The sequence below is a fragment of the Microbacterium sp. NPDC055665 genome (assembly GCF_053618035.1).
On the sequence record NZ_JBSHGY010000002.1, the window covers coordinates 1 to 25,802 of the forward strand.

General features: G+C 65.1%; 23 protein-coding genes and 3 tRNA genes. 19 read left to right on the forward strand and 7 right to left on the reverse strand.

From position 1 onward, the window contains the following. Positions 1 to 1,205: hypothetical protein (locus tag ACWGO6_RS05675; RefSeq protein ID WP_452326115.1), on the reverse strand; the 1,205-nt coding region annotated here is incomplete at its 3' end. A 713-nt stretch (positions 1,206 to 1,918) separates the two neighbouring features. On the opposite strand from ACWGO6_RS05675, the gene ACWGO6_RS05680 reads away from it, so the two are divergent. From ACWGO6_RS05680 to ACWGO6_RS05690, 3 genes are all read left to right on the forward strand, one after another. Beyond that, positions 1,919 to 2,173 (forward strand): helicase associated domain-containing protein, encoded by a 255-nt coding sequence (locus ACWGO6_RS05680; RefSeq protein WP_452326116.1) that lies wholly within the window; start codon positions 1,919 to 1,921, stop codon positions 2,171 to 2,173. 256 nt (positions 2,174 to 2,429) lie between these two features. Continuing rightward, positions 2,430 to 4,721 (forward strand): ATP-binding protein, encoded by a 2,292-nt coding sequence (locus ACWGO6_RS05685; protein WP_452326117.1) that lies wholly within the window; start codon positions 2,430 to 2,432, stop codon positions 4,719 to 4,721. A gap of 43 nt (positions 4,722 to 4,764) precedes the next feature. Beyond that, positions 4,765 to 5,406: an RNA polymerase sigma factor gene (locus ACWGO6_RS05690; RefSeq protein ID WP_452326118.1), complete on the forward strand. Its 642-nt coding sequence runs from the start codon at positions 4,765 to 4,767 to the stop codon at positions 5,404 to 5,406. On the opposite strand, the gene ACWGO6_RS05695 is transcribed toward ACWGO6_RS05690, so the two are convergent. From ACWGO6_RS05695 to ACWGO6_RS05705, 3 genes are all read right to left on the reverse strand, one after another. Then, positions 5,407 to 6,855: a phytoene desaturase family protein gene (locus tag ACWGO6_RS05695; protein ID WP_452326119.1), complete on the reverse strand. Its 1,449-nt coding sequence runs from the start codon at positions 6,853 to 6,855 to the stop codon at positions 5,407 to 5,409. Continuing rightward, positions 6,852 to 7,895, reverse strand: coding sequence for an HTTM domain-containing protein (locus tag ACWGO6_RS05700; RefSeq protein ID WP_452326120.1), 1,044 nt, complete (start codon positions 7,893 to 7,895; stop codon positions 6,852 to 6,854). The genes ACWGO6_RS05695 and ACWGO6_RS05700 overlap by 4 nt, the downstream gene beginning before the upstream one ends. A 146-nt stretch (positions 7,896 to 8,041) precedes the next feature. Next, a complete protein-coding gene (locus tag ACWGO6_RS05705) occupies positions 8,042 to 8,884 on the reverse strand; it encodes a DUF5819 family protein (protein ID WP_452326121.1) in 843 nt (280 codons plus the stop codon). 357 nt (positions 8,885 to 9,241) lie between these two features. Here ACWGO6_RS05705 and ACWGO6_RS05710 point away from each other — a divergent pair, with 357 nt between their 5' ends. From ACWGO6_RS05710 to ACWGO6_RS05770, 13 genes are all read left to right on the forward strand, one after another. Then, positions 9,242 to 9,583, forward strand: coding sequence for a hypothetical protein (locus ACWGO6_RS05710; RefSeq protein ID WP_452326122.1), 342 nt, complete (start codon positions 9,242 to 9,244; stop codon positions 9,581 to 9,583). A 240-nt stretch (positions 9,584 to 9,823) separates the two neighbouring features. Next, entirely contained in the window at positions 9,824 to 12,295 is a 2,472-nt protein-coding gene (locus tag ACWGO6_RS05715; RefSeq protein WP_452326123.1) for an invasin domain 3-containing protein, read from the forward strand. A 145-nt stretch (positions 12,296 to 12,440) separates the two neighbouring features. Continuing rightward, complete coding sequence (locus ACWGO6_RS05720; protein WP_452326124.1) at positions 12,441 to 12,854, forward strand: hypothetical protein; 414 nt, start codon at positions 12,441 to 12,443, stop codon at positions 12,852 to 12,854. A gap of 554 nt (positions 12,855 to 13,408) precedes the next feature. Continuing rightward, the gene (locus tag ACWGO6_RS05725; protein WP_452326125.1) at positions 13,409 to 13,933 is read left to right on the forward strand and encodes an alternate-type signal peptide domain-containing protein; all 525 of its coding nucleotides are present in this window, start codon (positions 13,409 to 13,411) and stop codon (positions 13,931 to 13,933) included. Positions 13,934 to 14,007: 74 nt separating this feature from the next. After that, on the forward strand, positions 14,008 to 14,526 hold the full coding sequence (locus tag ACWGO6_RS05730; protein WP_452326126.1) for a SipW-dependent-type signal peptide-containing protein: 519 nt from the start codon (positions 14,008 to 14,010) through the stop codon (positions 14,524 to 14,526). Between the two features lie 398 nt (positions 14,527 to 14,924). Continuing rightward, positions 14,925 to 15,674 (forward strand): RICIN domain-containing protein, encoded by a 750-nt coding sequence (locus ACWGO6_RS05735; RefSeq protein ID WP_452326127.1) that lies wholly within the window; start codon positions 14,925 to 14,927, stop codon positions 15,672 to 15,674. Further along, positions 15,671 to 16,345, forward strand: coding sequence for a hypothetical protein (locus ACWGO6_RS05740; protein ID WP_452326128.1), 675 nt, complete (start codon positions 15,671 to 15,673; stop codon positions 16,343 to 16,345). The genes ACWGO6_RS05735 and ACWGO6_RS05740 overlap by 4 nt, the downstream gene beginning before the upstream one ends. Beyond that, positions 16,338 to 16,910: a signal peptidase I gene (locus tag ACWGO6_RS05745; protein WP_452326129.1), complete on the forward strand. Its 573-nt coding sequence runs from the start codon at positions 16,338 to 16,340 to the stop codon at positions 16,908 to 16,910. Before ACWGO6_RS05740 ends, ACWGO6_RS05745 begins: the two co-directional genes overlap by 8 nt. A gap of 274 nt (positions 16,911 to 17,184) precedes the next feature. Beyond that, entirely contained in the window at positions 17,185 to 17,679 is a 495-nt protein-coding gene (locus tag ACWGO6_RS05750; RefSeq protein WP_452326130.1) for a hypothetical protein, read from the forward strand. A 129-nt stretch (positions 17,680 to 17,808) separates the two neighbouring features. Then, on the forward strand, positions 17,809 to 18,093 hold the full coding sequence (locus ACWGO6_RS05755) for a hypothetical protein (RefSeq protein WP_452326131.1): 285 nt from the start codon (positions 17,809 to 17,811) through the stop codon (positions 18,091 to 18,093). Further along, positions 18,090 to 18,755 (forward strand): serine hydrolase, encoded by a 666-nt coding sequence (locus ACWGO6_RS05760; protein ID WP_452326132.1) that lies wholly within the window; start codon positions 18,090 to 18,092, stop codon positions 18,753 to 18,755. The genes ACWGO6_RS05755 and ACWGO6_RS05760 overlap by 4 nt, the downstream gene beginning before the upstream one ends. A gap of 193 nt (positions 18,756 to 18,948) precedes the next feature. Further along, positions 18,949 to 19,149 (forward strand): hypothetical protein, encoded by a 201-nt coding sequence (locus tag ACWGO6_RS05765; RefSeq protein WP_452326133.1) that lies wholly within the window; start codon positions 18,949 to 18,951, stop codon positions 19,147 to 19,149. Between the two features lie 1,087 nt (positions 19,150 to 20,236). Continuing rightward, a tRNA-Ala gene (locus tag ACWGO6_RS05770) sits at positions 20,237 to 20,309 on the forward strand. A gap of 1,938 nt (positions 20,310 to 22,247) precedes the next feature. On the opposite strand, the gene ACWGO6_RS05775 is transcribed toward ACWGO6_RS05770, so the two are convergent. The 3 genes from ACWGO6_RS05775 to ACWGO6_RS05785 all read right to left on the reverse strand — a co-directional run bounded on the left by ACWGO6_RS05775 (position 22,248) and on the right by ACWGO6_RS05785 (position 23,946). Beyond that, positions 22,248 to 22,320: transfer RNA gene (locus tag ACWGO6_RS05775), tRNA-Ala, on the reverse strand. A gap of 437 nt (positions 22,321 to 22,757) precedes the next feature. Next, positions 22,758 to 22,848: transfer RNA gene (locus tag ACWGO6_RS05780), tRNA-Ser, on the reverse strand. Between the two features lie 51 nt (positions 22,849 to 22,899). Beyond that, positions 22,900 to 23,946 carry a hypothetical protein gene (locus tag ACWGO6_RS05785; RefSeq protein WP_452326134.1) on the reverse strand — a complete coding sequence of 349 codons (1,047 nt, stop codon included), beginning with the start codon at positions 23,944 to 23,946 and terminating at the stop codon, positions 22,900 to 22,902. A 130-nt stretch (positions 23,947 to 24,076) separates the two neighbouring features. Between ACWGO6_RS05785 and ACWGO6_RS05790 the strand changes: the two genes are divergently transcribed. The 3 genes from ACWGO6_RS05790 to ACWGO6_RS05800 are packed head-to-tail and all read left to right on the forward strand — an operon-like array spanning position 24,077 to position 25,799. Beyond that, positions 24,077 to 24,853, forward strand: coding sequence for a hypothetical protein (locus tag ACWGO6_RS05790; protein WP_452326135.1), 777 nt, complete (start codon positions 24,077 to 24,079; stop codon positions 24,851 to 24,853). Between the two features lie 38 nt (positions 24,854 to 24,891). Next, positions 24,892 to 25,368, forward strand: coding sequence for a MogA/MoaB family molybdenum cofactor biosynthesis protein (locus ACWGO6_RS05795; RefSeq protein ID WP_452326136.1), 477 nt, complete (start codon positions 24,892 to 24,894; stop codon positions 25,366 to 25,368). Then, positions 25,365 to 25,799, forward strand: coding sequence for a molybdenum cofactor biosynthesis protein MoaE (locus ACWGO6_RS05800; RefSeq protein ID WP_452326137.1), 435 nt, complete (start codon positions 25,365 to 25,367; stop codon positions 25,797 to 25,799). Before ACWGO6_RS05795 ends, ACWGO6_RS05800 begins: the two co-directional genes overlap by 4 nt. Positions 25,800 to 25,802 lie beyond the last annotated feature (3 nt).

Below are 25,802 nucleotides of genomic sequence, written 5' to 3' on the forward strand. Positions count from 1 at the left end.
GTCACATCCGCTGCCGCGCTGGCCTGGGTGGACGCGTCCGCGTTCCCCGCAGCAACCGCTGCCGGGTTCCCGTTCGCATCCGCCGCCGCCGACGCCGCCGCGTTCGACTCAGTGTTTTCAACGGCGGTGTCCCACTCGCTGACGTTGTTCGTCGGGTCCGGGTCAATATCGACGCCAGCCACCGTGGCGACGTTCTGAATCGTGGTGCCGGGAGCAGACGGCGCGGTTCCCGTCAGCTCAATCGGCAGGACGATGTAATTCCCCGCCGCCGGCGGGACCGGGGTATTCACGTCGCCGCCTGTGAGCTGCGAAACCAGTGGGGAAGCTGTAGGGACAGTCAACCACTCGGTCGGTGTGCCCCCAACCGCTGGCGAGAGCACACACTCAAGGTCATGCCCAACCAGTTCACAGAACGGGAACGGGGAGACAAGCTGAGGGTTGATGACCTCGGCGGGCACCGCATCGCGAATGATGAGGCCGTTCGAGTTCGCCCCGGTGTCAGGGACCGTGAGCGTGAGTGTCCAGTCCAGTGTCCCGCCGGGCTCGACGACTGCCGGACCCGACTTCTCAATCGAGAGATCCGCGAATGCTGAGCGGACGGAGATCGGAACACCGCTGATGCTCGGCGCCACGTTGCCGGTATGGGGTTCGCCAGTGTTCCGAAGCATGGTGTTAACCAGCGGAGTCGCGATGTCGATGCTTGAGACCACGCCGTTGATCTGGAAGTACGACGTGCCTGAAAGCGCTGAATAGTCGACGTTTTCGGCGAGGCACTCGCCGTCTGGGTCAATGATGCTTGGGGCGGAGCCAGTGAGGGACAGCGTCGATGGATCCCAAAGTGCGTTTGCGTGAAGAGCAGTCGGCTCGATCTGGCCCGTCTGCGGAGTCTGCCCATTCACCTGGGTGAAGGTGACCCCCTGCAGCGTCACGAAACAGATTGGATTGCCCGCTACCCCGGTCAAGCCTCCGCTGCCACCGTTGGTCGCGATCACCGGGTTGATGAGTGGCTGGGAGAAGACGAGGCGCGCCGTCGTAGAGCCGCAGGGCATCACGTCGCCGGTTACTGCATCGGTGAAGCAACCGGCGGGGTAAGCCGCCGCTGTGGGAGCGAGCCTGGCAGTTACCGCATCCCCACCCGGTGTCGACAAACCGTCCGTCGACATAAACACCGCCTGCGCGCCGAGGTCCGCGAAGGTTCCAGGCATGTCAAGAACGACGGACGAGGTGGCGGCATTCGGCACCCACCCGCTGAGCTGCTGGTATCCGTCGGGGGTCTCTGCGGCGTGTGCAGCCGGTGCCGTGACGACAACGCCAATCGCGACGACCAGCGCCGCGGATCCGCCAGCGATACGGAGCAGGCGCCGCCTGCCTCCTGGTGGGGCCGCTGTGTTGATTGCCGGACCTGGATCTCGATTCATAGTGGATGCTCCTGTAAGAGTCGAATGAAGACGCGATACGCCCTTCGGGTGTTTCGAGCCCGGAGCGGTCCCGCCATAACGCTGATTCAGAGCATTGACCGCCTCTCCTCTTGCCGCTGAGGCCAGCCCGATATCCGGCACGCTAGGTGCGAGACATCGCTGAACGCTCTCGAGCACATCCGACGATTCGAGCTCGGAAGTGTCAGCCGGAGCCCACGCGCACGGACATCACCCCGGGACGTGCCCGAGTCTGCGACTGGGATCGGCCGACCGAGGTCGGTCTTCGCGGACGCACATAGGTGGCGTTATCGCCCGCGACGAACTGCATCCGCTATGTGTGAGTAGCCTTCACGTGCGGGTCCCCCCTTCGGGCTCCCGCCGCCACTCGCACCACGGTGGGCCAGCAGCCTTGACCCGCTGGCCCACCGCCTCAGTGCAGTTACGCCTCCCAGTTTCTCGACTGCGCGGCGGTTCCAGAATCGAAGGAGCGAGAGATACAGATGACGCGGCCCCAGGCAGACCCGACGCGGAGGACAGGTAACGGAGATGCGCGTTGGGAGCGGAGGTATGCCGAGCTCGCGCGGTTCGTCGACGAGCACGCTCGATTCCCGAATTCGACCTTCCCGACCCCGGATGAGCAGAAGCTCAGCAGCTGGATTCTCACCCAACGGAACGCGCACGCTGGTATCGGGCACATAACCCTGACCTCAGAACGTACACAACTCCTTGAAAGCATCGAGGGCTGGGCATGGTAGGTCGCCGTCCGTCTGGCAGCACCAGGCCTCCCCGGCGGCGGCCAGCGGGCTTCGTCCGCCTGTGCTCTCGGGCCGAGCCGCGACCATAGGCCCGTCCCGGTGCCCTTTGGGAAGACTCCGTGTCCTTCCGCCAGGAGAGTATTCTCGACTACGTCGCCGCCGGTACGTAACTTGACGCCGGCGGCGCCTTGGTCGGGGCAGCACGCATCCACACGGTCGGGAGGAAGCGACGTCACACAGTAGCCTCGCTCCGCTGATGAGCGAGATTCCCCCGGAACACACGAGCTTCGTCGGGCGACGGAGTGAACTGGCACGCGCTCGACGCCTGCTCGAGGAGAGTTCACTCGTGACCATCGTCGGCGCGGGCGGCGTCGGCAAGAGTCGGTTGGCGATACGCGCAGCAGCAGGACTACGTCGCAGCTTCAAGGACGGCATCTACTTCATCGATCTCACCACCACCTCCGAGAGCAACCAGGTCGCCGATGCAGTTACGGGCGCGATGGGTGTTCGCGTATGGCAGGTCGGAGCAGAGATCGCGCTCATGAAGTACCTCGCCGCCCGAACCGTCTTGATCGTGCTGGACAACTGCGAGCACGTTGCGGACGGGGTTGCGTCGCTCGTGACGTTTCTCATCGCACGCTCCCCCACCGTGAAGATTCTCTGCACGAGCAGGGAGACGCTGCGAATCGCCGGAGAGCGTGTTTGTTTGCTGGCCCCCCTTCCGATAGCTGAGCCTGAACGAGCATCGACAGAGCTGTCCCCGGCGGCCGAACTCTTCCTCGATCGAATCGCAGACTGGGTCCCTCGCGATTCCGTCGATGCTACCGATCTCGCGCATGTAGAAGCGATCTGCCGTGGAGTCGATGGCATCCCACTCGCCGTCGAACTGGCGGCTTCACGCACGCGCGTGCTCTCAGTGAGCCAGCTCGCGGAGCGGATCAGAGAGCCTCTCGACGCCGTTTCCACCGGCCCGAGAGGGAGCTCACGACGGACCCGGACCCTCCGATCAGCAATCGAATGGAGCTTTGACCTCTGCACGCCACGAGAACAGCAGGCATGGTCCCGCATGGCTGTATTCGGCGGTCTCATCGACCTCGAGGCCACCACCCACACGATGACTCCGCTCGGTCTTGACGAGGCAGAAACGCTTCGGTTGCTGGAGTCGCTTGCGGAGAAGTCAATCGTCTCGCGCGTCGAGTTCGGTCGACGAGTTTGGTATCGAATGTTCGAGACGCTTCGACACTTCGGGCTTGAGCGACTCCCGCCCCGCCAATTGCTCGAGGCCCGCCGTGCGCACCGCGACTGGTACGTGCAACGCCTTCGCGACGCGTCAGCCGCGTGGATCGGGCCAGATCAGGCTTCGTGGCTGAGCTATTTCCTTCACGAACTTCCCAACATCCGTGCAGCACTCGAATTTGCGCTCAGCACACCGGGAGAGGAAGAGTCTGCGCTCCCTCTCCTCACGCTCGGATGGCGAATCGTGTGGCAAGCGCACGGACGCCTCGACGAACTCCGCGCCTGGTTGAATCGCGCGCTGGTCCGCACGTCGCAGCCAACGACCTCCCGCTCATTCGCGCTGACCCTTCATGGTGTTCTCGCCGGGCTCTATGGGGAGCACGCGACGGCTCACGAGGACTTCATCCGGAGCAGGCTGATCGCTGATCAGCTGCAGGATGACGTGCTCCGCTCCTATATCGACGGCGCGATCGCGACCTTGATGCCTGATTCGGAGGAATCGATTGCGTTGTACCGCCGCGCCATCGCCCTGCAGCGCGACGACCCTTCGGCCGCCGTGGATTCCGGTTTCACCGTGCGTCTCGCCCTCGCACTCGATCGCCTCGGCAGAAGCGACGAATCGCTCAAACTTCGTACGGAGATCCTTAGGCAAGCGGAGATGACCGGAGAGCGGTACGAATGCTCCTCGCTCCTGCTCAACGCAGGAGCGATAGCCATGCGCAGAAGCGACAGCTCGGCCGCACGCGCCCTCACCCGACACGCTCTCGTGCTGCAGCGGGAGCTCGGGAACGCAATGGGAATGGCGCAGGCGATCCAGACGCTTGCAGGTGTCGCGCTGCATGAAGGCGATGCACAGGGGTGCGCACTCCTCCTCGGTGCGGCGCAACCACTCTGGCGGCGTTCAGGAACGCTGCCATCTGCCGTCCCCCTGTTCCATCAAGATGCGCGTGATTTCGAGGGGCGCGCAAGGGCTCGACTCGGCGCCAGCCAGTACAGAGCTGCGTTCGATCGAGGTAGCTCATTCTCCATCGATGATGGGATCCGCGTAGCGCTAGGCGAGAAGCGCCGTCCCGAGGGACGGAGCACGTCCCTCGATGCGCCGCAGCTGACGGCTCGGGAGTGGGAGGTGGCATCACTCATTGCGGAGGGTCTCTCGAACCAATCGATCGCTCAGCGATTGGTGCTCTCCGTCCGAACAGTTCACGGCCACGTCCAGCGCGTGCTTACCAAACTGAATATGACATCCCGCACTCAAGTCGCCGCGTGGTACTCGACAACGCGATCGAGCCAAGACAGGCACTCAATAGGGTAATTGTGCGCATCCGCATCGAACGGCGATTTTCGACGCTCGATGTATGCATTCCAAACCCTCAGACAAGCCCAGCTGCAGTACGCCAAGAAACGGGTCGCCCTCCCCGCCCGAGACGGACGACCGCGACCAGCCGACAGCGCAGAAGGAGCACAGCAGCACCGACGCGAACCTGTTGGCGAGAGTTCGGGCTGGTGACGACGAGGCGTTTGCCGCTCTTTGGCGTCGCTACCGTTCGGTAGCCGTCGCTGTGGCGTTTCAAAGTACCCGCACTTTCGATCCGGAAGACGTCGCCGCGGAGGCATTCGTGCGCGTCCTCACCGCTATACGACGCGGTGGTGGGCCGGCGATCGCGTTCCGCGCGTACCTGATCGTGACGGTGAAGAACGTCATCGCCAACTGGGCCCGACGAGAGTCTCGCAGCACGTCCGTCAGCCTCGAACTGGTTGAAGACCTGCCCGACCTGACGATCTACTTGGATTTCGGTGATCGGACCGCCGTGGTCAGCGCATTTCGTTCCCTGCCTCGTCGATGGCAGCTTGCGCTGTGGCACAGCGAGATCGAGGGACTGAGGCCCACCGAGATCGGCGAGATCATGGGCATCTCACCGAGCGCCGCGGCAATGCTCACCTATCGTGCTCGCCAAGGACTCCGTGCGGCCTGGCATCGTGAAGAAGGCAACGCGTAACTACACGATGCCCAGACTCGGCTCAGGCAGGCCGAAAGTCGTGCGCAAGGCAGCTTTTGCTGCGTTCCATCCACAGAGCCCGTGAACCCCAGGGCCTGGCGCCGTGGACGAGGAACACAAGTAGACCCCGTCAACGGGCGTAGACCAGGGAGAGGTCGACAGCGTCGGGCGGGCTACAAGCTGCCGAAGATCGGATGCTCCTGCCGCGATGTCGCCACCGACGTAGTTGGGATTGTATTCACCGAGGTCAGCGGCGGATGAGCTGTGCGTAGCGAGAATCACATCGCGGAAGCCCGGGGCATGGCGCTCGACCAACCGGACGATCGTTTCCAGCTGATCGACCGTGGAGCCCGCCGGGACATGCGCGTAGGCCCAGAGAACGTGCTTCCCCTCCGGTGCGCGGGTGGCATCGAAGCGTGTCGGCTGGGATACGAGGACAAAGGGCTCCTCGACGTGTCGTCCTCGTGCGATCTCTCGCTCCGCGAACCTGACGTGAGCGGCCGAACCCCCGATATGGATCGTCCCCGCATCGGCGAGCTGAACATCCGACCACGGCACTGGAGCGGAAAGCGCGAAGTCGACCTTCGCCACCCCCGGACCGTAGCGGAAGCGCTCCAGGCGACGCGAATAGCCGGCCGGCAAGGTCCCATCCGCCAGCGAGACGAACGACCGCGCACTGACATCGAGCAAGGTGCAGCGAGCGGGGGGCAATTCCCGAAGCGACCCGACGCGGTGGTTGAACACCAGCTCTCCTCCGTGGCGCACCAGGTCCTGCTCGAGCGAGTCGACGATCGCCCGGCTTCCACCGATCGCTATGGGCCACCCGCCCGCATGTGCGTGAGCGCCCAGGACGAGTCCGACTGCTGCTGCTCCGAGAGAAGGAAAGGGCTGGATGGCGTGCGCACCAACGCCTGCGAGAAGCGCCGGTGCGACCTCATCCCGAAATCGGAACCGACCAAGAGACGATCCCTGCTCGGCGACGGAACGACCCAGCAGGGCTGCCGCCGAAAGCGACGGCGGAACACGGAGGAGCTGCGCGGATGACAGATCAGCAAGGTCGCGGAACCGCCGCACCAGAGGCTCCATCAAAGATGTCCAGGCCCGCCCATCTCTTCCCAGTGCGTCCGCCGTCCGCTCAAGCTCTCGATACGCGACACCTGTGAACGAGGGGGCCAGGTGGGCGTACGACAACGACGGGGTGACGAACTCCACCCGTTGGGCGAGCTCGAATGCCTCGAAGAAGGGCGAAGCGAGTGCCATCGGATGCACCGCTGAACACACGTCGTGCAGGAACCCCGGCAACGTGAGCTCCGCTGTCCGTGCACCCCCGCCCACGGCCGAAGATTGCTCGAAGACCTGAACACGGAGCCCGGCGCGGGCCATCGTCACTGCCGCCGCGAGACCATTCGGCCCGCTCCCGACCACGACGACGTCGGGCGTTTCGCTCACGCCGTCTCCGCGACCCTCGCCGAAGCGTCGCCCTGCCTGCGCCACGCCGTACCGAGGGTCTGGCTGAGGTGCCGCCATGTGACGTCACGGATGAAGATGGCGTCGATCGCGATCATCGCCAGGGAGAACCAGGGCAGCCCCATGAGGAGTGCGATACCGAGGTGGAAGCACAGCATCACGACGAGCGCGAAGATACGTGTTCCGCGGCGCAGGAGAAGTAGCGGGAACGTGGTCTGTACCAGGAGTGTGAGCACCGTGGCGAAAGCGACCCCCGGGCCCCATGCCGTGACGAGCTCACTCAGCTCCGGCCAGGGCGCGAACTGGGCCACGTGGAGCGGATCGTAGATCGCCGTGCCACCTGACCATGGTCCGCCGCCGGCCTTGTACAGCCCACCGGACACGTAGATGAACGACACCTGGCACGCCAGGGCGATGATCGCGAAGTTGTGGAGGCTGTTGGTGAACCACTCTGGCAGAACCGGCTCGAAACGCCACCAGCGCACGAGCCAGGTCCGGCCCCAGCCACCAGGAACCCGTCCTGCGCGCCGTCGCCGTCTGAGTGCGTCCAACGACCAGCGCGTCGACGGCGCGGCGAAGAACATGACGATCAGCGCGATCCGGATCAGGTTGTCGCTCTGATCGTTGACGTACGTGTTGGACTCGATGATGGCGATCCACATGACGAACAGACCGATCGATGCGAGCCGTGTGCGATAGCCGATGATGAACAGAACCGCGAATGCGATCGCCGCCAGGTAGAGCAATGTCGAAATGACCGGCGTCGAAGCCGCCTGGAGAAAGAGGCCGAACGGCCAGATGTTCATGAACTCGCTGCCCGGGTACTCGAGCTGCCCCGTCCAGGCCATCCCCGCCCCGAAGGTGTAGAAGCGGGTGGAGAAGTTCGTCAGCAGGACGCCGAGGACCGCTCCGCCGAGGAGCATCCGAGTGACCGCGATTCCGTAACTGGCTCGCTTGCCGTCGAGAATCCATGATTCGCCGGCCTGCCAGAGGTTCCCCACCCCCTCCCGCGCGCTGCTCAAGACCGCCCTGAACAAGTCAAAAGCGGTCCGGAGGACCCGCCGAGCAGGCGCGCGCGTCACCGATCGGTTCGGTTCGACGCCTGGAGCCTGTACCTCGTCGGGAGCGTCCTGCTCGGGGAGGATCGTCTCTGTTTCGGTCGTCGTCGTCACTTGCCGCTCACCTTCTCGTATGCGGGACGGAACACTTCCGCGAACTGCGATTCGGACTGACCTGGCATCACGATGATCCCGCGCCAGCCGGTCGGAGCGAACTGCAGAGCAGGGAGCTCGGCATCGGGGTCATGACGCTGCTCGAACGGAATGATGTTCTGCCTACTCGCCTGGAACTGAACGCGAACGACGGAGTCGCCCCAGACGGCACGCGCCACTTGCACGGCGTACGCGTCGGAGTAGCGCTCTTGAACGATGTAGGCGACCACAGCCGCCGTGTTCTTGTTTTCGTTCACTTCATTGAGTGCGATCTGCATGCGACCGAGCCAGTCGTCGTTCTTGAAGTAGTTGAGCTCTGTCACCTCCTGCTGCTCGGGTGTCAGCGCATCCCACGCCCGCTTCAGCTTCGAAGCCTGCTGCAGCGCGAGGTTCGAGGCGCGCGGAGGGAAGAGATTGTGGCGCTGCATCGTGAGTTCGGCATCACTCGCGGACACCCACTCCGTGGTGATCTCCGTGCCCGACTCATCGGCGAGAACCGCACGAACCTGGAACTCATAATTGCCGTTGATCGGAGCCGGCGCGAAGACGCTCCAGCTCTGACCGAACATCGGCAGCATGTACTGCGACAGCACATTGCCGGGTACGAGGTCGCGAAGCGGGGTGACCGGTCCGATCCACAGGAAACTGGCGGCGATGTGCCATGCGGTGAACAAGCCCACCAGAATCATCACGACGCGGCTCAGAATCGTCCGCCGAGGTCGCGTCGGACGGTGCTCGGAGTCGAGCACGGGAGGGCGCGCAGAGGTGCTGCTCGCCTCGGGGGTAGTTTGGGTCGCCAAGCTGAACTTCTTTCGGTCGCTGCGCTGGATCCAGCTACGTCTGCCGGCTCGATGGATGAGCCTTCCGAGATACAGATGCAGAACAGCGCCCGCGATAACGTTGCAGCTCCCAGCGGATGCCGGCGTACGGAGACCCGGCGAGCTTGCTCATGGCAGAGCAGATCTGCGGCACGCGCCCAGCACCCAGAGCCGTATACCCAGGGTCATCAAGGACCGGGCGTCACTCCGTGACGGATTCTCGATATCCGGGTCTGGTCTGACATGGATTCTGTCAATTCGCACTCGCGCGTTCGAACCGGAACACTGGCCAGGCGAGCCTTCGAGCCAGTTCACCATCGCAAGCCGTTCGCATTATCGATGGTAGCGGCGATCACGATCGCTCTGACCAGCTGCGCTGGGCCTCCGGTTGATGGCCAGAAAGCAACGGATCCGCGACTGGCGGAACTGCCGATCGTCGCGGGCGAAGTCCTCGACCACACCGATCTCAGCGAGCCAGAGTTTTCCCTCACGGTCAGAACGACGTCACCAGCCCCGCTCGACGATGTGGCGGCTGAGATGGAGGACGCGGAGTTCACTGTATACGGGACTAGTTCAGCATCCGTTTCCGCGTTCGATGACGAACTCTACGTTTTCGTCTCCGTGGATGGATCTCTCGTTCATTACTCCTTCGGGGAGGTCGGCGAAACAACACCGTTCTAGGAGCGCAGTCCCCAGACTCCGGGCGCCGCTTGTTCACGGCGGGTTTACGGCGCCCGCCCGATGGCGCGTAGCCAGGACAGGTCGCTCCTCGCCCGTGCCCCCGTTACGAGAGCAGCGAGCGAAGTAGAAGCTCGCTATCGACCACACAGTAAGGAAACCGAAAGAATGCAGAATCAACATCCTGAACGCACGCGGCGAGGTCGCAAAGCGTTCCGCAGCTACTCCGCCGGAATTGTCACCGTGGGCGCCATCTGTGCAGGTGTGCTGGGCACCTCACCTGCACAGGCCGCAGGCGAGGCGATCAGCCCCGGCGTCATCGTGACGCCCGGAAGCCCGATCGAACGAGTCACCCTCACAGATCGGGGCACCTTCCAGGTCTACTCGGCCGAGTTCGGACAAACCTTCTGGGGAACGGAAGACGCATTCGGGGCCGCCTCCACGGTGAAGGCCACGAATCCTGAAGAGGCTCTCTCCGGCGTAGTGGGTGGGGCCCAGACGTACGGAGGTTCCGGCACGCCCGCGGATCCGTTCTGGCTTCAGACCGTCAACGAGTCTGACTCCCTCACGCTCTCCACTCGGCTGAGCTACGTGATCGGTGCCAACTACGTTCGGACTGAGATGTCGACGACGAACAACGCGAGCACCACGCGTCCGGTGGAGCTCACCGGGTACGGGGACTGCTACCTCGCCGGCGACGATCTCGGGTACAGCAACGTTGCCCCTGGCACAGCCGAGTGTCACACAGATCAGGTAGACGGTGAAGTGATCTCGCTCATCGCCGCGACCCCCGGCGCGACTGCTGTCGGCGGCCACACCATCGCGCTCTACTGGGCTGCGCGACAGCTGCCGTTCATCACGGGCTCATCCATGGCGGACACCTGCTACCCAAACGCGTGCATGTCGACGCGAACGGACAACGGCGCAGTCTTGGCGTGGAAGAAGGATCTCGCGCCGGGTGAGAGTTACTCCGCCTCCTACCTCGTCGCGTACACGGATGCAACGAATCCTCCGTTCTCAGACCTCGTTGTCGACGCCGGTGCGGCCGACCCGGAAACTCCGCTTCGCGAAGACGCGCAATATTTCGTCACGGTCACCAACGGTGGTCCCGCAGACGCGACGAACGTCGCGGTGTCGTTCGCGCTGCCGACCGGAATGAGTTTCCTGGACGCTGACCAGGCCGGATACGACGCTTCAACGGGAAACTGGGCCGTTGGCGATCTGCCTACCGGGGGCTCGAAGACCCTATACATTAACGCCCGCGCCACACAGGTCGGTCCCACGACCACTCAGGTGACATCGGCAACATCGATCAACATCGACGCCTCACCGTGCGTGACCGGTTCGTCCGCCAACTGTGGCCCCGCCGTTCCGGTGAACGTCATCGCGGTCCCCACGGCAGCAACGTCGACGATCGAGGTCTCACCGTCGTCCATCCCGGCTGACGGCACGACGAGTTCGATGGTGACCGTCACGGCGCGTGACGTTGACGGCGACCCGATCACCGTGGGTGGCGACACCGTCACGATGAGCACTGACCTCGGTGAGCTCGGTGCGGTCACCGACAATGGTGACGGCACGTATAGTGCAGCACTCACGGGCACCGCTGCAGGAACCGCGACGATCACGTTCACCGTCAACGGCGCGAACGCGATCAACACCGCAACCGTCGACCTCGTCGCGGCCTCCACCGCAGCAACGTCGACGATCGAGGTCTCGCCGTCGTCCATCCCGGCAGGTGGCACGACGGGTTCGACGGTGACCGTCACCGTCCGCGACTTCAACGGCGACCCGATCGGTGTTGGCGGCGACACCGTCACCATCGGCACCGACCTCGGTGACCTCACCTCGGTCACCGACAACGGCGACGGCACCTACAGCGCCGCACTCACAGGCATGAACGCGGGGACGGCGACGATCACCTTCACAGTCAACGGCGCGAACGCGACCAACACCGCAACCGTGAACCTCATTGCGGTCCCCACCGCAGCAACGTCGACGATCGAGGTCTCGCCGTCGTCCATCCCGGCTGACGGCACGACGGGTTCGACGGTGACCGTCACCGTCCGTGACCTCAACGGCGCCCCCATCACCGTCGGCGGCGACACCATCACCATGAACACCGACCTCGGTGACCTCAGCTCGGTCACCGACAACGGCGACGGCACCTACAGCGCCGCACTCACGGGCATGAACGCGGGGACGGCGACGATCACCTTCACCGTCAACGGCGCGAACGCCACGAACACCGCAACCGTGAACCTCATCGCGGTGCCCACCGCGACAACGTCGACGATCGCCGTGTCCGAGGGTTCGATTCCGGCTGATGGCACGACCGGTTCAACGGTGACGGTCACCGTGCGTGACTACAACGGCGACCCGATCACCGTCGGCGGCGACACCGTCACCATCGGCACCGACCTCGGTGCCGTGGGTGCAGTCACCGACAACGGCGACGGCACCTACAGCGCCGTGCTCACGGGCACGGACGCGGGGACGGCGACGATCACGTTCACCGTGAACGGCGTCAACGCCACCAACACCGAAACCGTCGACCTCATCGCCGTCCCCACCGCGACCCCCGCTCCGGAGACTCCAGACGGCCTCGCGAACACCGGCGGCGAGGCAGGAATCGGCTGGGCTGTCGGAGGCCTGCTCCTCGGAGCCGGGATGCTCCTGCCCGCGATGCGAAAGCGACGCGTCACCCAGGACTAATTCGTCCCCAATGATACCCGCCACCCCGTCGGTCCTCCGACGGGGTGGCGGGTATCACTGTCTTGAGGACATGCGCGCGGGGCTCCACGGCCCCCGCTCCCCGAGTTGCGCGTGATCAACCTCTCATTGCGGAGTCTCCATCTATATGGACTTCCATAGCTCACCCGTCACTGCTCACACCCACCCTGCCCGGCTCTCGAAGCTGCGACGAGTCGCCCTGAACGCCGCGGTCGGCGGGTTCGCGCTCCTGCTTCTCGCGGGCTGCACACCCGCACCGTCTTCAGAAGGCGATAAGCCCGACTCCTCGACGTCATCAGAGTTTCCCGTCATCGATGGCGAGATCGCCAGCGAAGGGGAAACAGCAGACTCGAACGGCGTGCGAGTTGTCGTGAGGTCCAGCGCAAGCGATCTTCTCGCAGCAGCGGCCGACGAACTCAAGGCGGCCGGCTTCGATGTTCGGCAGACGAGTGAGGACTCGCTCGGAGCGACGAGCGAGGACTATTTCGTGTCGGCATCGCTCAGGGCAGGCGAGATCACTTACATCTTCGTCCCCCGTTGACCGGACCCAATAGCTGGTTGCCGGCCCCGAGTAGGCCCCATCCGTGGGCACGCTCGGGGCCGCGTGTTTCTCCCACGCCTTTCACGGCTGAAGCTGGTCCGTGAGACCAGAAACTTGCGGCCGGGAATTGGTGTGGGTGTACCGACTCGAGGTCGGTACACCCACACCTGCGGGAGGCCAGGGCGTCAGTGGGGGTCGACGCGCTGCCTAACCGCAGCGACGCAGTGGAGGGGAAGGCGTACCGGGGAGAACGCCGTGGGCCACCACGCCACTCTCATAGACCACACCCCGCCCCTCTCATAACGCGAGGGCGGCTGATGATCGAGCCGCGGCAGGGGCAATTGCAGCCGTCATGTCGTTGGACACGGTCTGCGCGGTCAGATCCGACGCTCAGCGTTAGGAATCCGGCCCCCTGGTGTCTTACCTCACAAGAGTCCTGGCTTGGCTCCCGGCACGACTGAGTCGCTCCGCTGCAGAGGTTGCAGGAGTAGCGATGCATGTCTGCTTGATGTTCGATTCAACGCAGAATTCGAGAGGAAGTAAAGATGAACAAGTTGGGCAAGGGTCTCGTCGTCGCAGGCGTGGGGCTCGTTCTTGTGGCCGGGGGCGCAGGTTCCCTGGCGCTGTGGAACGACTCCGCAACTGTCGCCGCTGGTCCGGTCGACTCCGGTGCCATGACGATCGCGGCCGTCGGCGGATCTTGGGATACCGATATCACATTGTGGGTACCCGGGAACACCGCCACTTACACCGCGGAGCTGACGGTCACTCTTGCGGGTGATGACCTAGATACCGAGTTGACGTTGGATCCGGACTCGATCACCGGGGATCCGGAGCTGCTCGCAGCCTTGGACATCGCCCTGGCAACGGGAGCCGTCACAGGGGGTGGCACGGCAACGTTGATCGCGCCGAACACGTACTCGGTGGTTTCGGACACACCCGACACCGAGGTCACGTTGACGATTCCAGTGACCGTTGAGGTCGACTTCCCGGCCGACTCCGTCACCGACACCGTCGCCCAGAACCAGGCGGTCGATCTCGGCAGCATTGCGTTCGTGCTGCAGCAGGTGGCTCCGTAACCAGGCCCACGGTGAGACTGATGGAAGGGTCCAGCCTTCAACCACGCTTGCGTACGCGATCGGCGTCCGCAAGCGTGGCAGGGACATGGTCGCTCGCTGTCGCCACGCTCGTCGTGGCGGCAGTGGCGGCAGTACCCGGGAGCCTCGCGCTGTGGAACGACGTGGATTCGGTGGACGCCGGCACGATCACCACCGGCTCGATCAACGCCGCGATCGCTGCCGGGACCACCGTCCCCACGAGCGCCACCTCCGTGTCGCTGGGGGATCTCAACGGGATGATCCCCGGCGAAACCCGCGGGGCGACGTTCACCGTGCGAAACACCGGGAACGTCGATTTCCAACTACTCGCTCACGTCAACGCGACGACCAGCCCGTATCTGGGGCTGAGCATCACCGAAGGTGCGTGCGCTTCGACTCCCCCCGTCGGCACCTCGTTGTCTTCGACGCCTGTCGAGATCGGCCCGCTGCCATTCCTTCCCAGCACGAACGTGACGTTCTGCTTGGGCATCACGCTCAGTGAAAGCACCCCCGCGGCGATGCAGGGGACACTGATCGGCTCCTACTCCATCGACTTGACCGCGAGGACTCTGTGAGTACCCACCGTTTCGAGCTCCCGACGCGCCGACGCGCGACCCTGGCCGCGATCTGCGCCCTCCTCTTGATCGCCGCTGGCACCTCCGCGCCCGCAGCGCACGCCGCCTGGACCGCGGCGCTCGCTGGGGCGGGTACGGCCACGGCGGGAACGATCACTACGACCTCCACACTCAGCACGATCGATTCGAGGGTCTCCAACGACGATTACCAGACAACCCATCTTGTGGAGGTTCGAAACGCCCCGTCGGCTGGGTCAACATACACGGGAACCTCGGATGCGACGCTCGTCGTCAACGCTGCCGCCGCACATCCGCTCGCATCCGTCATGTCGGTCTCGGTGTGGCCGGTACTGAACGCGGCCGCTTGCACGACATCATCCGTACCAGGAGCTAACGCCGTGAGCGCGACGTGGACCACGGGGCTCACTTCCGCTTCCGCGGCCGTACTCCCGAACGCGAGCGCCTACTTCTGCGTCCGCGGGTACCCCACCAACTCGACACCATTGCCTGCCAGCCCTTCGACCGCCGCGGAACAGAACCGATCTGTCGTCGCCGCGCGGCTCGGTTCCGCCTCGACTCAGTCATTCATCCCCACCTATGTGGGGCGGGTGCAACGTGGCAACTTCATTGCAGCTTCGGCGACGACGCCGACCTCCACCGTGTCGACGTTCCGCATCTTCCCGTACAGCCCCCTGACGCCGGGGACTCTCTATGCCCCGACGGTGCACCTCGCCACGGCCGGGCTGTGCTACAACATCAGCGGCGGAGGGAATCTGTCGGCACCCGGCGCAAGCCTTATCGCATTCTCTTGCTCCAGCGCATCGGTCACGCCACGCAACGAGCGATTCGCGCAGCTACCGGTGCCTGGTACCGATTCTGTTCAAATCAGAGCGGACTCCACTGACAGCACGTACGGTTTTCTCGAAGCCAATACGGCCGGAACGCTCGTCCAGTCGCAAGTCGGAGACGCAAGCAATCTGCGTCAACGGTGGATACCGCAGGTACTGTCCAACGGCACCCGCCAGCTCATCAACGCTGCCACCGGGTATTGCCTGTTCGGTACCGGCGGCAGCGGTTCCGCCTTCACGACGCAGCCCTGCAACAACCTGGTCGGCGAGTCGAGCACGTGGAACACGGCCGGGCTATGACACGCCGCCTCCACGCCGCCCTCGCCGCGCTGCTCGTCGTCCTCGGTTCCGGAGTACCCGCCGTCGCGGTCGCCGACGACAGCGACGCCATCGAGGTCTCCGACGACGGAACGGTGTACACCGTCTCGATCGACGGCCTCTTCGCCGGCACCACACTCGTGCCACTGTCGCAGGCGGTAGATCACTTCTCAGTGCGTAACCGTGCCACGAAGCCCGTCTATCTGCGCATCGTCCTCACGGACGTCGTGACGACGGACTCCGTTCTCCGCGATGCGCTCAGCTTGGATCTGTCCTCGCCCGGCGGCCAAAGCACCACCGTGCCATTCAGCACGCGTGAGTGCGTCGAGGTCGTCGCCGGGTATCCACTGGAGATCGGAGAGTCGACGACGTTTGATGCGGCACTGGCGTTGGGCGACCTGCCAGGAGTGGAGGGCCAGTCCGAATCGACCGCGTTCAGCCTCCACATCGTCGCGACGAACGAACCGGAGTTCCCCGGCCGGTACACCTGCGCAACGGCAGCAACGGCTCCTCCCCCAGCGCCACCTCTGCCCGGAACGGGCGGAACTGTTCCGCTCGCATGGATCTCTGCGGCTGCGGCCCTCGTCGGCGTCGGTATCGGCGCAACGCTGTGGGCACGCCGACGGCACAACCCCGGAGGCGACGATGACTGAAGTGACATTCCCCGTGCAAGACAGCGAACAGCCCCCCGCACCCGTATCGATCACCACACTCGTCGGGATCGGGGTCTCTTGGGCTCTGTTGTTGCTTACCCTGATGATTGCCTTCCTCGCTACTGCGCTTCCTGCGATCACCGGAGCACAGAGCTACTCGATTTTGACGGAATCGATGCAACCGACCTACCCGCCGGGGACTCTCATCGTGGTCCGCTCAGTGGACCCGACCGATCTCCAAGTGGGCAGCGTCATCACGTACCAGATCGAATCTGGAAAGGCGGCAGTGATCACGCATCGGGTGACGGGCGTCGTACAGAGCTCGAGTGGGAGCCGCTCTTTCGTCACGATGGGCGACAACAATGCAGTGCCGGACCCGACTCCCATCAGCAGCGAACAGGTTCGCGGCGAGGTCTGGTACGCGATCCCGTACCTCGGCATCCTCTCCAACGCCCGGGAGGGAATCATCGGCGCGGTTATCCCCATCATCGGCGTCGGGCTGATCTCGTGGGGCGGATACCTCGTGGCTTCCTGGAGTATCGGACGTCTTCGTTCGCGATCGTGAACGAAGACGTCCTCCTTCGCGGGAGGTGAAGAATTTTGGAGACGTTCATGACGCTTGATGAACAGTTCGAGGAGATCGTGTCGAGGGGGCAGAGTGCGCTCGACAAAAACCAGCCCCTCGTGCCCGCGCAACTGCGACCTCCGGCCACCGTCGACACACCGGTGAAGAGGGTCCGCCGCAACCGGCGACGAACCCGGTGACAGCGATGTCCCGATGTCGCTACGCGCAGTCGCTGCTGCGGATGGCTTTGGTCGGTTGACGTGACGAAAACGGTGTGGCGCGGTCTGTGCCTAGGGAGTTTCCCGATCCCCATGATCGTGGTCGCCACGTCGACGGTTTCGACTGCAGAAAGGGCAACGTGCGAGAAGTCCGAAAGACGCGCGCCGCGGGTCTAGCCATCAGGCGTCGAGGCTCGGCCGAGAAGCTCGCGAAGGCCCGCGCGGCCGTCACCGCTGCACGCCGAGACTTCGACGCCGTCGGGATCCTCACGGTTCCCGTCGATGTGACGGACGCCGGACGGTACGCCGGGAACCGCGTCATCAAGGTCGAGGTGGACTCCCGCGAGCATCTCCTCCGCGAAGAAGACCACGCTGATCTCGTCGTCGAGATCGTCCGGTTGCTCCAGGCCGTCGCCGTGAACTCCAGGACGCACTGGCCCACGATCCCCCTGTTCGGCCCTCTCCATCCCGAAGTACGCAGCAGACGCCCTGTGTGGGTGTTGTCCAATGGCGAAGAATTCTGCGAAGTGGGCTTCATCTTCGCCCCGTGACCGTGGCGGGTCCAAGTCTGGAGTCGGCTCGAGGTTGGGTGCCTTTTCCGCGCCGGCCGTGACGAAATCGACGCTCGCGTGTCTTGCCTTCAAGCGGCAACTTCGCCGGGCTGAGCGGACGGAGCGCCGGTGACACATCAATTCGAGGCGACTGCATACGTCGAGAAGGGCTGGTGGCTGGTTCATGCCGTTGACATCGGCCAGCAGACGCGTGTGAGTACCCTCGCCGAAGTCGAGAACGCGGCGCGTAACCTGTATGCCCAGCATCTGGTCGCCCCTATCGCGCAGGTCCGAGTAGAGATCAGCGTCTACCGGTCGACTCCCGCTGCGATCATACGCACCCGTTGGACCCAGAGTTCCGCCCGTAGCCGGATCGCGGCAAAGGGCCAGCCGATGCTTCGTCGCGAGAATTGACCACTATCAAGGCATTCGTCGCAGCCGCGTTCCTCAGGTCGACCACCCCTCAGGAACGGGAGGAACTCGTGTTCTGGACGCAGGACGACCTCGACAAAGCGGGATACGCGCCGGTCACCACCGAACACCTGGCGACGGGGCTGACGATCGGCGAACTTGCCGAGGCGTCGGTCCGCACCAGCGACAACGTTGCCACCAACCTGGTCATGCGCCATCTCGGCGGCCCCGAGGCCATCATGACGGAACTTGCGTCGATAGTTGACGACGTCACAGACCTCCGCGACGAAGAGCCCGGATTGAACTTCATCACGCCCGGCAACACTGCTAACACTACGACATCCGCTGCTTTCGCCAGCACTATGGGAGCAATCGTCGGCGGCGACTGCCTGAGAGGCGATGACCTCGCCATATTCATCGCATGGATGTCGGACAACGGCACTGGTGATGAGCTCATCCGAGCAGGAGCACCCGCTGGCTGGGATATCGCAGAAAAATCCGGTGGTGCCGGCGGGGTGCGAAACGACGTCGCAATCGCGTACCCACCGTCCGGAAGCTCTCTCATCATCGTGATCTTCACGACGAAGCCCGCCGCCAACACCCCCTACGAGAACGCTCTCGTCGCCGATGTCGCAGCAGAAGTGATCTCTGCGCTCGCCGGTTGAGGGCCCATGCCCCGGCCGCCTGCGGGCTCGGAGCCCGGCCCATGGGGCCAGCGAGATATCCCGCAGATGATGCCGACTCGGTCAGGAAGCGCCGAAGCATCCCGACCGGGGATCCGCGTAATGAATCGCGGGATTCCCGGTCTCTTCCCTGGGCTTCCGTGACGACGAGGGATGCCCCAGGAAGGACTATTCGGTGAGTCAGCAGATCTCGCTTCCGCCGCGCAACCTCGACGAAACGGTGCGCGTATCGATCGTCGTGAGAGACGACCGCGGTTTCACGCACTACTACGAGGACGTCGTGACGACGCCCGGAGCTGTGCGAGACGCATTCGATCTCATGACGCGAAGGGCTCCGATCGCGCCAAGCATTCAACCGCAGTCCACTCGCTACTGATCTGCACGGAGGAGGTCGGTCCGCTCGGTCCTCGCGTCAGCCCATAGCCTCCGACGGGCGATATCCCCGAGACACTCTCGGGTCTCAGATCGGGGACACCGTCGACGAGGTCCCCGAGTTGCGGCACCTCCCGAAGTTCCACAACGCGGCCGAAGACCTCGCGGGCCTGGGCGGCGAGATGGCTCTTCGAACGTCCCTCTGCGGCGACCCGACCATCACGCTCCTCGAGCAGGCTCCGTCCTCGCCACCGCCTGACGCGCTACGCGCAGCGTTTCAGCTTAGGGGCGTCCCAGGATCAAGTAGTGGCAATGCAGGTCGGGGGATGCACGCCCAACTCGTGCACCTCGATGCGAACGGCGCACGCTACCAACTGCGCTGCAAGGCCCGATCGCACATCCACTATCGGCTGAGTGCTGGCCTTTACGGTAGCCCCAACGGCGGCGATATCCGTCTTGGGGGCCAAACAGCCGGGAGAGTCAACACTCCGCTGCCCGGTGCACGAAGCGAGGCGGTGTCACAGACCTGCGTGTTGCAACCGTGCGTGACGAGAATGTCATCTGGGAAGCGCCCCGGGGCGACAAATACTGCGAGGTCGGACAGCCCTTCCCCCGATCCGCCAGACGGGATGACTGCTCCATCGCAGCAGCGGCCTCCATAGAGTTGTTGCTCGACGACCCGCCGGGAATTCTCTGCCGCGGGTATGAAGGCCGGATAGGACGAGCCACTCGGCGGTTTCCTTGGGGGTGAGTTCTTGCCCGACGAGAGATTGCTCGTCGGAATCATGTAACGCTACGCCTCGCGACCCGGCGGGAGCCGCGACTCCAAGCGGATGCTTGCGGTTTGAGGCGAAAGCCCCCGCCGTCACCGAACGATTGACCGAGGCCAGCTGAGGAGGAAGCGCGACCATCTTCGTTATGACTCGGCTCGGCCAAGGTCTCGAATAGCGAAGCGAACTCCAGCGCTTCACCCAAGGGCGCCGGGAGCCCCGAGTTCTCCCGGCCGTATGACCCCGGGAAGCGTGGTCCCCCACCCCGCTTCCCGGGGGCCTCCCTGGATCGGTCTCAGTCAGCGTCCGTTTCGGGGTTCGGGGCCTGTAGCGCAGTTGGTAGCGCGCCTCGTTCGCATCGAGGAGGTCAGGGGTTCGATTCCCCTCAGGTCCACGTTGACGCGGCGGGCCAGCGGAGCCAAGACCGCTGGGCCGCCTAGGTGCGAGCGGCTGTGAGGAACCGCTGTGGAGTCCACTCGTAGGAATGCGCAACTCACGTTCAAAAGTGCGGGACGGTGCTCGACGGCAGATTCCATTGCCGGCCGGTGAACGACCGCTACTGACCTCAGCAGGCAGTTCGATATCGAGGCCAACCGCGTGAGCAAGCGCACCGTTGAGCGTCTCAGTTAGTAGCGGTCAGCCCACGGTCATGTGGGGTCGTTGTTGCAAATGGGTTCTAATGCAATAGGAGATTCATGCAAAGTCAGGCGCCCACGGAATCGCCAGCTTCTTGTGGTGACGGGGGTTTCTCGGTCCGACACCCCGCCGAACATTCGTCACCAGCCCGACGAGCTCGGTCCTCAGCGTCGTACCGTCGCGCGGCTAGACTAACACTGCTTCTCGGACTGCTCCTCGTGCTGACACCTTTGCTCTGGTGGACGATCCTCGCCTGGATCGCCGGACCGTGGGGAATCGCACTTGGCGTATGGGCTCATCCGATCACATGGGTGGCGATCCTATGCGGTGCTGCACTTCTTCCGATCTCGCGCTGGTGCTCACTCAGAGCCATTGAGTACGAATCTGAATGGCGTTCAGCGCACATGCGCAGCCAGCCTCGATGAACTCCCCTCATGTGCCGCCCTGACGGTCGACACCGGACGTACCGTGGTTGGTGACTGACTCCGCGGACTGCAGGTTGGGGTGGCGGGTCGGCTAAACGCGGAGGGGTTCGCGCACTGTCGCAACGTCAGCGTGATTGCCTTCTCGCGGGGACAGCACCACAGGGTGGCCCCGCGCGTGGCTGACCCACCGGCGCCAGGAGATGGCGCATATAACAGCCACGATGCCAGGTCCCCGCAAGGGAGACTCCCCAGCACGCGCCCCTGCGTCGCCCGTCGCCCGTCGCCCGTCGCCCGTGGAAGGCGCGTCTCATGCACATGAACATGAACTCAGCGGTGCGATCCCGCACGTAAGAATGCGGAGCAATTGGTGTCTGCGTAGCTGGCGAAGTCATTCCGCCGGAGCCGGATGGTTCATGATCACGCAGACAGGATTTACAGGAGCACGACGGGCTGGTGGCCACGGTGGAGCGCTCGTTATGCCGCACCCCGCATCACAGTAGACGAGAGTTGGAGCGCGGTGGACGATCGAGAACAAGGGCGGCCCCGAAGCACGTGTCGTCGACAAGAGAATCCTCCGCATCCTCGAGAACGCCTATGCGCTGCCGCATGACGCGCTGTCCACCCACCAGGACTTTCCCCGCCACGCCATCGAAGTCCTTGCACATTCCGCAGCCTCGCCTCAATGGTTCGCGCCGCCTACACACCCCACCCACGAACCACGCCGAGAAGACCTCCACATTCTCGAACGTCACGCGCGAACAGCGATCGCAAAGAACCTACGCGCGGCCGCGGGGTTGCGGCCTCGTCGCCCTCGCCGTCGGCGCCGTCCTCCTACTCGGAAGCTGGATGGCACTCCCGGAACCCGTAACCAGTGCCGCGCTCGCCATATCCGGAGCCGCGACGATCCTGGTATCCTTCGGCGCCGTGTTCAACGCCACACGCGACCAGGTGACGCTTCTCCGCCTTGAGCCAGCCCTGTTCACGCACGAGCTGCAACGACGCCTCCACAGGTTTATCGGAGTCCACTTGCAACAACTGGTCGCCGGAGGAGCCAGCACCACCGAACTCGCACGAGTCCTGTGCTACGTCCCCACCCTCACCTACACCACCGTCCAGAAGCTGAGCACCAGTCCCCCCACATTTCTTCGCACAGCTACTCACCCCTAACCACTGCAGCAGAGCTCTCGCGGCCCCACGCCTCGGAGAAGCCCACAATCGGCCAGATGGACGACGGGCGGATCCGGCGGCTCGGACTGCGACTGCGTCAACTGTGGACCTGAGGGGAATCGAACCCCTGACCTCCTCGATGCGAACGAGGCGCGCTACCAACTACGCTACAGGCCCTGAACCCCGAGAGCGACGGGGGGACAACACTCCCGGGGCCCGAGGAGTCGGAAGAACCCGCGCTCCTGACCCCTCAGGGGAGGCGATCTGGAACTCGCTTCCCTCATTGGGACCACGATCATGACGAGTCATAACGAACGTGGCACGTCTTTCTCTCCGGCCGCTGCCATCGATGGGCGTCGCCGTTCCACTCCTTGCTTGGGCTAAGGCCCGGGCTCAATCACGGCTCAGGCCAGGGCTGTTCTGAGGTTCGCGCGCTTCGAGGCCCTTCGTTGGCTATCGGTATCCAACCGCGCAAGAACGCGCGTGCCTTCCGCGAACTCCTTGCTGCTTTTCCGCTGGGCCCCATGGTTACTGCTGCGTTACCGCTCGCTCGATCCAGAACATGACGAAGGCCCCGCATCCCAGTGTTTCCAAGGGAGGCAGGGCCTTCGTGGTGGCGGTGACGGTGGGATTTGAACCCACGGTAGGGGGTTACCCTACACAACTTTTCGAGAGTTGCACCTTCGGCCGCTCGGACACGTCACCGCGGAATAGCTTACGCGACGCGGGGCCCGCACGCGAATCGACGGAAGCGGCTCACCAGGCGGCGGCGACTTCGGCATGAGTGCGCAGGATGCCCTCGGTCGAGCCGGCGGGTGCCCGGCCGATGCCGCACTCGGTCGCGACGCCGAACGCGGCGGCGTATGGGATGGCTGCGACGATGCGGCGCTCGGCCCCCTCGGCACTGTCCTCTCGGTGCACGAGCCCCAGGTACAGCTCGTTCACGGGGGCGAGGTCGGCGAGCGGGGCAAAGTAGGCCGCGTCGTCGTGAGCGATCGGCACCGGCAGGTGCAGCCAGGTGAGCGGGCGAGCGGATGCCGCCGCGACGGCGTTCGCGTAGCGGACGAGGTTCGCGGCATCCGTCGGCTCGAAGAAGTGCTTCTCCCCCGCGTCGCCGTAGCAGAGGTGCACGCCCACCTCGACGTCTGCGGGCACGGCATCGACCAGGGCCGACAGCCGCGAGACGAGCCCGTCGAACGGGTCGCCCGGCCACCACGCCTCCATGACTGCGCCGTAGCCAGCCGCGCGCTCGATGATGCCCATCTCGCTGGCGACGTCCCACTGCACGGCGAGGTCGTCGCGCGGGATCGCGGCGAGGATCTCGTCGAGCTCGCGGAGGATCGCGGCGGTGTACACGGGCTCTATCGCGGCCCGGTCGTCGCCGTGGGAGAACGAGGAGATCACGGCGAGCGGCGTCGGCAGCGACACCTGGAATCGGATGCCGGCGGGCACAGCCCCTTCGGCGCGGAGGCGCGTGAACACCGCGTACGACTCGACCGCGGCGGCGGCGTAGCCGAGCGGCGGCAGCTCGATGCTCGCGGCATCCACTCCCGCGGCGATGCGCAGGCCACGCGCGTCGATGCCGGCAGGGAACGGGATGGGCTCGTCGCCGATCCGCTCGATGCCGTCGGCCCGACCGATCACGTCGGGCTGGAACATGATCCAGTGGAACCGCTTGCCGACCTCGCCGTCCGGGATGCGGCGGAGCCGGTCGCCGAGCAGGCCCGCCGCCGTGCGCATCGTGGTCTCGGCGTCGTTATAGTTCACGCTGCCCACGAGGAGGGCTCCCTGCGGCTGAGTCATGTCCTCAGAATATCGGCGCCCCCAGCCGCATTTGCACGGCGCGAGGCCCTGCGACAGCACCTGAACCGGGTTAGGATTGCCTAAGAACCCGCCGCCTGTGGGGGCAGCGATGACGGGAAGGGTACTCATCATGGGCTTCATCACGTCCGATGCGCTGGCCGAGACGGGCTATGTCGTCCTCGACGACCACACCTCGCCCGCCGATCCGGCCGAGTGGCTCGGCCTCCAGTACGTCGGCTGGCGCTCCTCGGGCATCACGCGCTTCGCCCCGCTCACCAGCTACGCGGGCGACGTCGACTGCAACGGCTTCTGGAACCACACCCCGCCGCGCACCGACAAAGACGGCGTCTGGGTCGAGTCGCAGGTCGCGATCGCCCCCACCCTGCAGCGCCGCGCACAGGAGCCGGGCGCCGGCATCGGCCGCTGCCGCGTGATCGAGCTGCAGCCCAACGAGTACGCCGACGCGATCTACAACCTGCACCAGGACGACAACAACCGCCTCAACCAAGAGGGCACCGGCTGGGTGGTCCGCGGATTCTTCAACCTCTCCGACGACACCGAGTCGATGCTGATCCTGCGATCCGACCGCTTCGACCCGGCCACCGAGATCCGCCTGCCGCTGCGTGCGGGCTCCCGCATCATCGTCGACACCCAGCGCTTCTGGCACGCGGTCTGGCACCGCGGCACCGCCCCCCGCTACGCCCTGATCACCTCGTGGACGAGCGGCCCCGAACTCGACGCGTACATCGCCGCGAACCACGGCGACCCGCACCCGTCGACGATCGACCTCGACCCGCAGTTCGTCGACGACGCACAGGTCGAGCTGCACCGCCGCATCGAGGAGCGCCGCCGCGCCTTCGAAGCACAGGGCATCGTGATGGAACCGCCCGTCGACATGAGCGTCTGAACGATCATGCCCGCAACGCCCGGCGCTACCCTCGGCTTATGACCTCCGCCGCCGTGCTCACGGTGTCCGACCGCGGCGCAGCCGGCACCCGCGCCGACACGGCCGGGCCGCTCGCCGTCACCGCCCTCCGCGCCGCCGGATTCGACTGCGCCGATCCCGTCATCATCCCCGACGGAGCGGATGCCGTCGAGCGGGCGCTGCGCGATCTCCTCACTCGTGGCCTGCGGCTCATCGTCACCACCGGCGGCACCGGCATCGCGGCACGCGACGAGACCCCAGAGGGCACCGCGCGCGTGCTCGAGCGACAGCTTCCCGGAATCCCCGAAGAGCTGCGTCGGCAGGGGGCGGCGAAGTTCCCCGCCGCGCTGCTCAGCCGGGGCCTCGCCGGCACCGCGCAGGGCGCGCTGATCGTGAACCTCCCCGGCTCTCCCGGCGGCGTCGCCGACGGCATGCCGGTCATCCTGTCGGTCGCGGCGCACGTGATCGCTCAGCTCGACGGAGAGGACCACCGATGACCGTCGCTCTGGCCGCCATCAGCGACATCGCGCTGTCTCTCGATGCGCACCTCGCCGCCGTGGACGACGACCGTGCGGGCGCCGTCACGACCTTCCTCGGACGCGTGCGCGACCACGACCCGGATGCCGCCGGCGAGGTCGTCGCCCTCGAGTACTCGTCGCACCCGGACGCCGAGCGGATCCTCCGCGACCTCGCCGAACGTGCCGTCGCCACGGGCGTGAGCGGTGAGGCGATCATCGCTGTGAGCCACCGCATCGGCCGCCTTCCCGTGGGCTCGGCCGCCGTGATCGTCGCGGTCGCCGCCGCGCATCGCGACGAAGCCTTCGTGGTGTGCCGCGAGATGATCGAGTCCATCAAGCGCGAGCTCCCGGTCTGGAAGCGTCAGGTCGAGGCCGACGGCACCACGGCCTGGAAGGGCATCGGCGGCTGAGCC